12 protein-coding genes are annotated in these 11,363 nt (G+C 69.3%); all 12 read left to right on the forward strand.

The window, feature by feature from the left end:
• Positions 1–900, forward strand: a 900-nt coding sequence (locus tag B2U11_RS06690; protein WP_292070750.1) for a DegT/DnrJ/EryC1/StrS family aminotransferase, incomplete at its 5' end; no start/stop codon positions are given.
• A 4-nt stretch (positions 901–904) separates the two neighbouring features.
• The gene (locus B2U11_RS06695; RefSeq protein WP_292070751.1) at positions 905–1,852 is read left to right on the forward strand and encodes a Gfo/Idh/MocA family protein; all 948 of its coding nucleotides are present in this window, start codon (positions 905–907) and stop codon (positions 1,850–1,852) included.
• A gap of 416 nt (positions 1,853–2,268) precedes the next feature.
• Entirely contained in the window at positions 2,269–2,769 is a 501-nt protein-coding gene (locus B2U11_RS06700) for a hypothetical protein (protein WP_292070752.1), read from the forward strand.
• Positions 2,770–2,811: 42 nt separating this feature from the next.
• Entirely contained in the window at positions 2,812–3,375 is a 564-nt protein-coding gene (locus B2U11_RS06705; RefSeq protein ID WP_292070753.1) for a hypothetical protein, read from the forward strand.
• 2 nt (positions 3,376–3,377) lie between these two features.
• A complete protein-coding gene (locus B2U11_RS06710) occupies positions 3,378–4,064 on the forward strand; it encodes a DUF2459 domain-containing protein (RefSeq protein ID WP_292070754.1) in 687 nt (228 codons plus the stop codon).
• Positions 4,065–4,130: 66 nt separating this feature from the next.
• Entirely contained in the window at positions 4,131–4,583 is a 453-nt protein-coding gene (gene rbfA / locus B2U11_RS06715) for a 30S ribosome-binding factor RbfA (protein ID WP_292070755.1), read from the forward strand.
• A 191-nt stretch (positions 4,584–4,774) separates the two neighbouring features.
• Positions 4,775–5,707, forward strand: a complete 933-nt coding sequence (gene truB / locus B2U11_RS06720; RefSeq protein ID WP_292070756.1) for a tRNA pseudouridine(55) synthase TruB — start codon at positions 4,775–4,777, stop codon at positions 5,705–5,707.
• A 12-nt stretch (positions 5,708–5,719) separates the two neighbouring features.
• Complete coding sequence (gene rpsO / locus B2U11_RS06725; protein WP_292070757.1) at positions 5,720–5,989, forward strand: 30S ribosomal protein S15; 270 nt, start codon at positions 5,720–5,722, stop codon at positions 5,987–5,989.
• 241 nt (positions 5,990–6,230) lie between these two features.
• Positions 6,231–8,462: a polyribonucleotide nucleotidyltransferase gene (gene pnp, locus B2U11_RS06730; protein WP_292070758.1), complete on the forward strand. Its 2,232-nt coding sequence runs from the start codon at positions 6,231–6,233 to the stop codon at positions 8,460–8,462.
• A 74-nt stretch (positions 8,463–8,536) separates the two neighbouring features.
• Entirely contained in the window at positions 8,537–8,815 is a 279-nt protein-coding gene (locus B2U11_RS06735) for a DUF167 domain-containing protein (RefSeq protein WP_292070759.1), read from the forward strand.
• Between the two features lie 101 nt (positions 8,816–8,916).
• Positions 8,917–10,395 (forward strand): amidohydrolase, encoded by a 1,479-nt coding sequence (locus B2U11_RS06740; RefSeq protein WP_292070760.1) that lies wholly within the window; start codon positions 8,917–8,919, stop codon positions 10,393–10,395.
• On the forward strand, positions 10,395–11,363 hold a 969-nt coding region (locus B2U11_RS06745), incomplete at its 3' end, for an imidazolonepropionase (protein ID WP_292070761.1). The genes B2U11_RS06740 and B2U11_RS06745, both read left to right, overlap by 1 nt.

Raw genomic sequence — 11,363 nt, forward strand, 5'->3', positions numbered from 1 at the left:
GCCACCGCCGAGGTCGTGCCGTGGTTCGACGCCGAGCCGGTGTTCGTCGACGTGGACGAGAACACCTACAACATGGACCCCGCCGCGCTGGAGCGGGCCATCGCCGGGATCAAGGCCGAGGGGCGCCTGACCCCGCGCGTGGTCATCGCCGTGGACCTGTTCGGCCAGCCGGCCGACTATCCGGCCATCAAGGCCGTCTGCGACGCGCATGGACTGAAGCTGATCTCGGATTCGGCCCAGGGCTTCGGCTGCACCGTCGGCGGCGATCATCCGCTGAAATGGGCCGACGTCACCACCACCAGCTTCTTCCCGGCCAAGCCGTTGGGCTGCTACGGCGACGGCGGGGCGGTGCTGACCGACGACGACGAATTGGCGCAGCTGATGGATTCGGTGCGGGTGCACGGCAAGGCGGTCGCGGTGGACCTGAAGGACCGCACCTTCGACCACGACCCCAAATATCTGAACATGCGCATCGGCCTGAACAGCCGTCTGGACACCATCCAGGCTGCCGTCCTGATCGAGAAGCTGAAGGTCTTCGGTCAGGAGATCGAATGGCGCAACCGCATCGCCGCCCGCTACAACGACGGTCTGCGCACCCACGTCGCCAAGGTTCCGGACGTGCCGACCGGAAACATCTCCAACTGGGCTCAGTACACGGTCGAGCATCCCGACCGCGACGGCCTGGCCGCGCACCTGAAGGCCGAGGGCGTGCCCACCGCCGTCTATTATCCGATCCCGCTGCACCTGCAGCCTGCCTATGACCATTTCCCGCGCGGGGAGGGCGGCCTGCCCGTCACCGAACGGCTGAAGGACGTGGTCGTCAGCCTGCCGATGCACGCCGATCTGGACGAGGCGACCCAGGACAAGGTCATCGCCGCCGTCGCCTCCTACAAGGGTTGATCCCATGCCGAACACCCTCCCCTTGAAGACTGGCCCCCTCAAGCTCGGCGTGGCCGGCGTCGGCGTCATGGGCCGCAACCATGCCCGGGTCGCCGCCGACATGCGCGAGTTCGACCTGACGACCCTGTTCGATCCCGACGCCGTGACGGCCGAGGGCGTGGCCGCCGCCTACGGGGCCGCGCCGGTCACGACGGCAGAGGCCTTCATCGACGCCGGGCTGGACGCGGCCGTGGTCGCCACGCCCAACCGCTTCCACGCCGACGTCGGCGTCGCCTTGCTGGAAAAGGGCGTCCACGTCCTGGTCGAAAAGCCCATCGCCGCCACCGTGGCCGACGCCCAGCGCATGATCGACGCGGCCAAGGCCAACGGACGCGTCCTGATGGTCGGCCAGGTCGAACGCTTCAATCCGGCGGTCGAGACGGTCAAGCGCGCCGTCCAGGACGACGACATCATCTCCATCCAGATCACTCGCGTCGGCCCCTTCCCGCCGCGCATGGGCGAGGTCGGGGTGGTCATCGATCTGGCTGTGCATGACATCGACATCATCCGCCACCTGACGGCCTCCGAGATCGTGGAGGTCCAGCCCCAGCTGGCCCGCACCCGCGCCGAGCGCGAGGACACGGCCCTGCTGCAGTTCCGTCTGGACAATGGGGTGATCGCCCACATCACCACCAACTGGGTCACGCCGTACAAGACCCGCACGCTTCAGGTGGCGACCAAGACCAAGTTCGTGGTCGCGGACCTGATCACCCGCCAGGTGACGGAATATTTCGGCCAGCAGCCCGACGGCTCCTATTCCACCCGGATGCTGAACAGCTGGCCGGCCGAGCCGCTGCGCAAGGAGCTGGAGGCCTTCGCCACCGCGATCAACACCGGAGAACCCCCGGCCGTCACCGGAGAAGACGGCCTGCGGAACCTGGAGGTCGCCCTGCGCTGCCTGGGCGAGGCCTGACATATGGTTCGGGCGCCGGCGGGTTCATTCTGGACCGTGGTCGGGGTCTTCGTCCTGTTCGGGCCGCCGTTGGGCGGGCTGGCCATGATCGCTCGCGAGTGGGTGAGTGAAGGCGCCGTCGATCCTGGGCTCGCGGCGACGCTGGTGATGGCCAGCCATATCGGGGGAACTCTTCCGGCTCTCGCGACGGGCTTGTCGGTCGCGGCGCTCTCCAGCCGCTTGGATTCTCGCATCCTGTGGCTGGGTTCAGCCGCACTTCTCGGCGCGGGCTATTCCGCACTGAATTCTTGGCCAGACGTCCTTCTTGCCTGTTGGCGGCTTTGCGGCTTTCGGCGCGGGATTCTTGTCGCTTCCCGTTCGCCCCCGCTGGCAATAGGCGCCGCATGACCGCCGCATTGAATGGACAGACAAGCGCCATGCGCGTCCTCGCCCCTTTCTCCCTCATGGTCGCCCTGACGTCGCTGGCGGCAACGCCGACCCAAGCCGACGTGCGCTATCTGGCCTATGACGCCGCCGATCGGGTGACGCAGGCGATGACGCGCGGGTTGACGCTGGAGGTCGAGCGCGGCCTGTTCGGGGCGGTGCGGCTGAACGGGCTCTATTCCACCACCAGCCGCGGTTCGGCCCGGCTGGAGCGCGGCGGCCCCGACGGGGTGCGGCGCGCCCTGGCGCCGGGAACGGACGAAAGCGATGTCTATGCGATCTCCGAGGAAGGGGACGGGCGGGGTCTGTCGCGCGCCCTGTGCCCCGGCGCCGACGCAGCCTGGCTGGTGGCGGGACGGGTGCGGGCGCCGCGGCCGCTGACCATGCACGCCGTGGGCCGCTGGGCCGACGGGACGTTCCGCCCGTGCGTGACGCTGAGCTACACCTGGCGCGGCGAATGGGCCACGGCGCCGACCCCGTCGCCGGTCGAATAGAGTCTCTCGCCTCGCTCGCCGCCGCCGCGTTATGATGGGGCGATGAGCACGGCCGTCCTGTCATCCCGCACGGCCCGACCCGGCCCGACCGCCCTGGCGGCGGCGGTCGTCTGCGCCCTGTTGTTCGCGGCCCTGGGCGCCCTGGTGGTGGAGCCGGCGCTGCATCGCCTGATGACCCCGACAGTCGCGCCGCGCGCGGACCTTGCTTCGCCTCGGCGAGCCGCCACGCCGCCCGTGAATGACCTGATCCTGTCCGGCGACTATGCGGGCGCGGACGGGTCCACGCTCCGTGTCGAGGGCGCGGCCCTGACGTTCGGCGAAGCGCGGATCGTCACCGCGCCGCACCAGTTGGCGACCGCCTCCGACCCGGCCGCCCAGGGCGTGACCTACGCCACGGCCCTGAATACGCCGGCGAACGTCCAGATCGAGGTGCGGCGGGTGACGTCGGGCACGGCGCCCCTATGCGCCGGGAGCGAGGCCGGGTGGCTGGCCCTGGCGGTGCGCGCCGACGGCGTCGATGTCCTCCCGATGCGTGCGGGCGACCCGCCGGGCGCGAGCCGCTCGCCGACCGCGCTCTGCCCCGTCCGCGTGCTGGGCCGTCGCTGACGATGGCGGTCAAGGCCGGCGCGTTCGGCGCGCTTGTGGGCGCGGCGGCGGCCCTGATGACCTGGCGCACGCCTGCGGCGCCCGACCTCGCGCCGCGCGGTTCTGAAGCCGGGATCGCGGTCCGCCTTCTGGACAACGGCTTTCACACCGACCTGGCGCTTCCACGCCGGGCGTTGGAGGGGCGGGGCGGGCCGCTGGCGCAGGCCGTGCGGTCCCTGGGACCGGGCGACTGGGTCCGCGTGGGCTGGGGCGACGCGAAATTCTATGTCGACCAGAGCCCGATCTCGGATCGGCTGCCGGATGGCGCGCGCGCCTTCTTCCGGCCGGGCAATCGCTCGGTGGTCATGATGGACCCGGAGGCGGTCGATCCGGGACGCGGGATGGACCCGGCGCAGGTCGTCGCCCTGACGGTCTCCCCGGCCGCCTTCTCGCGCATGGCCGGGCGGATCGAGGCGTCGCTGGCGCTGTCGGATGGGGCGCCGCGCGTCGCGGCGGCGCGGCCGGGCGACGATGCCCGCTTCTTCGCCAGCCGCGAGACCTTCTCCCTGGTTCATCTGTGCAACCATTGGACGGCCCAGGTGCTGGCCGCCGGGGGCGTCGGCGTTCGGCCCGTGCGGTCCGTGCTGTCGGGCGAAGTGGTGGACGCCGCGCGTGCGGCCGCGCTGGACACGGCCGGGCGCGGGGACTAGACCGCCCGCCTTTCGCTTTTCCCGCCAGGTCCGATCCCCGGCAAGCGATGCAGAGGAGTGAGGCCGATGGCCCGCAAGCAGCATACCCGCAACGCCTCGGGCCCGATGGGGCCCAGCCAGCGCCAGCTTCGCGCCGGCGAACTGACCCGCCACGCCCTGGTGGACATCCTGCGCGAGGAGGAAATCCACGACGAGGCGCTCGCCGGCGTCTCGATCACCGTCACCGAGGTGCGGATGAGCCCCGACCTGCGTCACGCCACCTGTTTCGTCGAGCCCCTGGGCGCTGGCGTGGACGCGGCCGAGACGACCGGCCATGAGAGCGAGATCATCAAGGCGCTGAACGCCCACGCCAAATTCCTGCGCGGCCGCCTGGGACCCAAGCTGGACATGAAGTTCACGCCGGACCTGAAGTTCCGCCACGACGAGAGCTTCGATACGGCCAGCCACATCGACCGGCTGTTCGCCGACCCGCGCGTCCGCGCCGACCTGGAGCGCGGTGGGGACGAGGACGGCGAGTGAGCGAGACATCCTTCTCCCTCCCCGTTCCGGGGAGGGTGGCCGAGCGCAGCGAGGTCGGGTGGGGGCGGCCCAGCGATCCATCGAGAACGAACTTCTGGCGATCGTCCTGCCCGGCCGCCCCCACCCCGCTGCTTCGCAACGACCCTCCCCCGCAGGGGGAGGGAGAGACGCACCGCTGGGGGAGGATCTAGATGGCGCGCAAGAAGAAGGGCGACGTGGTCGATGGCTGGGTCTGCCTGGACAAGCCGTTCGAGATGGGATCGACCGAGGCGGTCAGCCGCATCCGTCGCCTGTTCAACGCACAGAAGGCCGGCCACGCGGGCACGCTCGACCCCCTGGCCAGCGGCATTCTGCCCATCGCGCTCGGCGAGGCGACCAAGACCGTTCCCTTCATGATGGAGGCGCGCAAGGTCTATCGCTTCACCCTCAACTGGGGCGTCTCGACCGACAGCGTGGATCGTGAGGGCGAAATCGTCGCCCGCTCCAACGTGCGCCCGACGCCGGAGCAGGTGAGGGCGGCGCTGCCCGCCTTCGTCGGCGAGATCGACCAGGTTCCGCCGCGCTTCTCGGCCATCAAGGTGGACGGCCAGCGGGCCTATGACCTGGCTCGCGACGGGGAAAGCTTCGAGCTCGCGGCCCGCCGCGTGACCATCCATTCGGCCGAGATCAGCGCCGCGCCCGACGCCGACCATGTCGAACTGACCATCCTGACCGGCAAGGGCGTCTATGTGCGTTCGCTGGCGCGCGACCTGGCCCAGGCCCTGGGCGCCGAGGGCCATGTGTCGGAACTTCGCCGCGAGCGCGTGGGGCCTTTCAGCACGGAAAATGCGGTCACTCTGGATTCTCTGGAGGAAATGGTGCATAGGGGCGCCGCCTCGGAAGGCTTGCTTCCCGTCGCGACCGCCCTGGACGACATCCCGGAGCAGGCCGTGACGCCAGAAGACGCCTTCTCGCTTCGGCAGGGACGGCCGATCGTTCTGCTCCCCCGTCAGGTCGAGATCCTCAAGAGCCGCCTTTCGGGCGGGTCGCGAACGGTTTCCGCCTTTCAGGGCCAGACGCTGGTCGCCCTCTGTCAGTTGCGGGCCGGTCGCCTAGAACCCGACCGCGTTTTCAACCTCCAATGATGGAGACTTACGATGTCGATTACTGCTGAACGCAAGCAGGAACTGATCGCCGACAACGCCCGCGGCACGGGCGACACCGGTTCGGCCGAAGTGCAGGTTGCGATCCTGTCGGAACGCATCGCCAACCTGACCGAGCACTTCAAGACCCACAAGAAGGACAACCACTCGCGTCGCGGCCTGCTCAAGATGGTCTCGCAGCGTCGTCGCCTTCTGGATCACCTGAACAAGGTCGACTCGGCCCGTTACCAGGCGATCATCGCCAAGCTGGGCCTGCGCCGCTAAGACGGGGCGGGACGAGCGAAAGAACGCTTTCGAGGCGCGGGCGGTCACGTCCGCGCCTCGTTCCGTAACTAAGCGCTTCAACGACCCGCGCGCCGCGGGACTGACACGGCGCAGACGCGAGGGCTGAAACGGTCCTCATCACCCCGCCCGGCGACCGCCGGGCGCAACGGGATCCGAAGGACTGAACGCCTGACGCTCCGCCCCCGACCGGAATACGCCGGCGGGATACGAAAGAAGAGAAATGTTCGACATCAAACGCAAGACGATCGAGTGGGCCGGACGCCCGCTGACCCTGGAGACGGGCCGCATCGCCCGCCAGGCCGACGGCGCCGTGCTGGCGACCTACGGCGAGACCGTGGTTCTGGCCACCGTCGTCTATGGCCGCGCGCCCAAGCCGGGCCTGGATTTCTTCCCCCTGACGGTCAACTATCAGGAAAAGACCTTCGCCGCCGGCAAGATCCCGGGCGGCTACTTCAAGCGTGAAGGCCGTCCGACCGAGAAGGAGACCCTGGTCTCCCGCCTGATCGACCGTCCGATCCGCCCGCTGTTCGTCAAGGGCTTCAAGAACGAGACCCAGGTCGTCGTCACCGTGCTGCAGCACGACCTGGAGAACGACCCGGACGTGGTCGGCATGGTCGCCGCCTCGGCCGCCCTGACCATCTCGGGCGTGCCCTTCATGGGCCCGATCGGCGCCGCGCGCGTCGGCGTGATCGACGGCGAGCTGGTGCTGAACCCGACCATCGACCAGATGCCGACCTCGGACCTGGACCTGGTGGTCGCCGGCACCCAGGACGCTCTGATGATGGTCGAATCCGAAGCCAAGGAGCTGTCGGAAGACCTGATGCTGAAGGCTCTGATGTTCGCCCACGCCGGCATGCAGCCGGTGATCGAGGCGATCATCGACCTGGCCGAACACGCCGCCAAGGAGCCGTTCGACTTCCAGGCCGAGGATCACTCGGACGTGGTCGCCTCGATCAAGAAGCTGGTCGGCGAAGAGATCAAGACCGCCTACACCCACCCCGGCAAGTACGACCGCCGCTCGGGCGTCGACGCGGCCAAGAAGACCGCCGCCGCCGCCCTGGTGAAGACCGACGAGAACCCGGACGGCGTCGACGCCTCCAAGTTCTCGGCCGCCTTCAAGGAGTGCGAGGCCGAGGTCCTGCGTCGCGACATCATCGAGAACAGCCACCGCGTCGACGGCCGTGCGCTCGACAAGGTCCGCGCCATCGTGTCGGAAGTCGGCGTCCTGCCGCGCACCCACGGTTCGGCCCTGTTCACCCGCGGCGAAACCCAGGCCCTGGTGGTCGCCACCCTGGGCACCGGCGAGGACGAGCAGTACATCGACAGCCTGACCGGCACCTACAAGGAAAGCTTCCTGCTGCACTACAACTTCCCCCCCTATTCGGTGGGTGAAGCGGGCCGCATGGGATCGCCCGGCCGTCGCGAGATCGGTCACGGCAAGCTGGCCTGGCGCGCCATCCGTCCGATGCTGCCGTCCAAGGAAGACTTCCCCTACACCATCCGTCTGGTGTCGGAGATCACCGAGTCCAACGGCTCGTCCTCGATGGCCACGGTCTGCGGTTCGTCGCTGGCCCTGATGGACGCCGGCGTGCCGCTGGCCCGTCCGGTCTCGGGCATCGCCATGGGCCTGATCCTGGAGCCGTCGGGCGAGTTCGCCATCCTGTCGGACATCCTGGGCGACGAGGATCACCTGGGCGACATGGACTTCAAGGTCGCGGGCACCCGTGAAGGCATCACCTCGCTGCAGATGGACATCAAGGTCCCCGGCATCACCGAGGAGATCATGAAGCAGGCCATCGCCCAGGCTTCGGCCGGCCGCCTGCACATCCTGGACGAGATGGACAAGGCCATCGACGGCGCCCGCACCGAACTGGGCGAGTTCGCGCCCAAGATCGAATCCATCAAGATCGCGGTCGACAAGATCCGCGAAGTGATCGGTTCGGGCGGCAAGGTCATCCGCGAGATCGTGGAAAAGACCGGCGCCAAGATCGACATCGGCGATGACGGCACCATCAAGATCGCCGCCAATGAGCAGGAGAAGATCGAGGCCGCCAAGGCCTGGATCCAGTCCATCGCCTCGGAACCGGAAGTCGGCACCATCTACTCCGGCAAGGTCGTGAAGGTCGTCGACTTCGGCGCCTTCGTGAACTTCTTCGGCGCCAAGGACGGCCTGGTCCACGTGTCCCAGATCGCCCTGGAGCGCGTCGCCAACCCGGCCGACGTCCTGTCGGAAGGCCAGGAGGTCAAGGTCAAGTTCCTGGGCTTCGACGATCGCGGCAAGACCAAGCTGTCGATGAAGGTCGTCGATCAGGAAACCGGCGAGGACATCACCGACAAGATCAACGCCGAACGCGCTGAACGCGGCGAGGCCCCGCTGTCGGAAGACACCGGCGGTCGTCCGAAGCGGGACGGCGACCGGGGCGGCGATCGCGGCCGCCGCCGTCGCGACTGATCCGATCGGTTGATCTAGACTTGAGGGGCCCCGGCGACGACGCCGGGGCCCTTCTTCGTTTTCGGAGCGCCCGCATGGCTCGTCTTCCTGTCCGTCTTCAGCCCGGCGCCGCGCGCGAGGGGATCGACGGCTGGTACGTGGATGCCGACGGTCGGCCGGTGCTGAAGGTCCGCGTGCGCGCCCGCCCGGTGGAGGGCGAGGCCAACGCCGCCCTGGTCGCCCTGATCGCCAGATCGCTGGGCGTGCCGCGCCGCGCCGTCGGCCTCGCGCGGGGCGGCCAGTCGCGACTGAAGATGCTGGAGATCGACGGGCTGGACGAGGCCGAGGTCCGCGCCCGGCTGGGCGGCGGCTGAGAGCGCGCCGAAACCTTTTGACGGCCTGGGTTCCAACGGCTTCTATGACCGCGTTCAGCGCGCCGCCTGTTTCGGCGCGTCAGTGGGAAAAAGGGGTATCGATGATCGGACATCGTCTGCGGGGCGTCAGCCTTGCGGTTCTCGCCTGCGCCGTGCTTGCGGCCTGTGCGACGACGGAGGGCGCGGCCAGCGCCGATGCGGCGAACGCCAACCCGCAGCGCGACCGGGCCCTGGCTCCGGGCCTGGATTTCGCGGCCAATCCCGATCCCTTCCCCTCGACCTATCAGGGTCTGCCGCGGGAGAATTTCGCCATTGTCGGCGCCACCGTCCTGACCGGCACGGACCGCAAGATCGAAAACGGCGTCGTCGTCGTGACCGACGGCAAGATCGCGGCCGTCGGCGACGCCTCGACCCCCGTTCCGGGCGGCTACAGGGTGATCGACGCGCGGGGCCGCTACGTCACCCCCGGCGTCATCGACGTGCACAGCCACCTGGGCGTCTATCCGTCGCCCGGCGTCATGGGCATGAGCGACGGCAACGAGGCGACCAATCCGAACACCGCCCAGGTCTGGGCCGAACATTCGATCTGGCCCCAGGACCCCGGTTTCAACACCGCCCGCGCGGGCGGGGTGACGACGCTGCACATCCTGCCCGGCTCGGCCAATCTGTTCGGCGGGCGCGGCGTGACGGTCAGGAACATCCCTTCCATCACCATGCAGGGCATGAAGATGCCGGGCGCCCCCTATTCGGTGAAGATGGCCTGCGGCGAGAACCCGTCGCGCGTCTACGGCGGCCGCAACCAGAGCCCGGCGACCGGCATGGGCAATGTCGCCGGCTACCGCGCCGCCTTCATCGCCGCGCGCGAATATAAGGCCAAGTGGGACAAGTGGCGCGAGGACGGCGAGGGCAGCCCGCCGACCCGCAACCTGCAGAACGAGACCCTGTCGGGCGTTCTGGACGGCTCCATCCTGGTCCAGAACCATTGCTACCGCGCCGACGAGATGGCGGTGATGCTCGATATCGCCAAGGAGTTCGGCTACCGCGTCACCACCTTTCACCACGCCACCGAGGCCTACAAGCTGGCCTCGCAACTGGCCCAGGCGGGCGTCTGCGCCGCCATGTGGACCGGCTGGTGGGGCTTCAAGATGGAAGCGCTGGACGCCATCGAGGAGAACGCGGCCCTGGTCGACGCGCCCGAGGGGTCGTGCGCCGTCATTCACTCCGACGACCCGATCCTGACCCAGCGCCTGAACCAGGAGGCCGCCGCCGCCCTGTCGGCCGGTCGTCGCGCCGGGCTGAACATCTCCGAAGAGCACGCCATCGGCTGGATCACCTCCAACGCCGCCAAGGCTATCGGCATCGCCGACCAGACCGGTTCTCTGGAGACGGGCAAGCGCGCCGACGTGGTGATCTGGAGCGCCGATCCCTTCTCGATCTACGCCCGCGCCGACCAGGTCTTCGTCGACGGCGCCCTCAGCTTCGACCGCATGAACCCGGCCTATCAGCCGACCAGCGACTTCGAACTGGGCCAGCCGGGCTACGCCCTGACCGCCGCCAACGTCGCCGAAGGAGCCCGCTGATGCGCCTCTCGCACCTGATCGTCGGCGCCGTCGCGGCGCTGGCTGTTTCCGCTCCCGCTTTGGCCCAAGAGACGGTTGCCATCGTCGGCGGCCGCGTGCTGACCGGAACCTCGGTCATCGAGAACGGCACCGTCGTCATCCGCGACGGCAAGATCGCCTCGGTCGGAACAGGCGGTGCGCCCGCCGGCGCCCGCGTCATCGACGCGGCCGGCAAGGTCGTGGCTCCCGGCTTCGTCGCCGTGGATTCCGGCCTGGGCGGCTCCGAGGTCAGCTCGGTGCGCGGCACGAACGCGCTCAGGAACGCCTCCAACAGCCTGTCGGCCGCCTTCGACGTCTCCTACGGCCTCGATCCCTGGTCATTCACCCTGCCGGTCGCGCGGCTGGGCGGCGTGACCCGCGCCGTCGTCGTGCCCCAGCACCCGGGCGGGTCCGGCGGCCATTATCACGAGGACGAGACGGCCGGCGTCGGCGACGGCGGCCTGCACGAGCCGGGCCTGTTCGCGGGCCAGGCGGCGATCATCCATCTGGCGCAGGGCCAGGACATCCTGGTCAAGCCGCGCGTGGCCATGGTCGCCCCCTTCGGCGAGGCCGGGGCCGGCGTCGCCGGCGGCGCGCGCGGGGCCGAGTTCGTCCTGTTCAAGGAGACCCTGGCCGAGGTGCGCCTCTATGCCCGCAACAAGTCCGCCTACGAGCGGGCGGGTCTGCGCGACCTGATGCTGTCGCGCGCCGACCTGGAGGCGCTGATCCCGGTCGCGAACGGCTCTATGCCTCTGATCGTCACCGTCAGCCGCGCCTCCGACATCACCCAGGTCCTGCGCCTGGCGCGCGAGGAGGGGATCAAGGTCATCCTGGACGGCGCCGAGGAAGGCTGGCTGGTCGCCGATCAGATCGCGGCCGCGGGCGTGCCGGTGCTGCTGAACCCGACCGACAACCTGCCCAACGACTTCGAGATGCGGGCGGCGCGGATG

The organism is Brevundimonas sp. UBA7534 (genome assembly GCF_002479325.1).
Lineage (GTDB): Bacteria > Pseudomonadota > Alphaproteobacteria > Caulobacterales > Caulobacteraceae > Brevundimonas.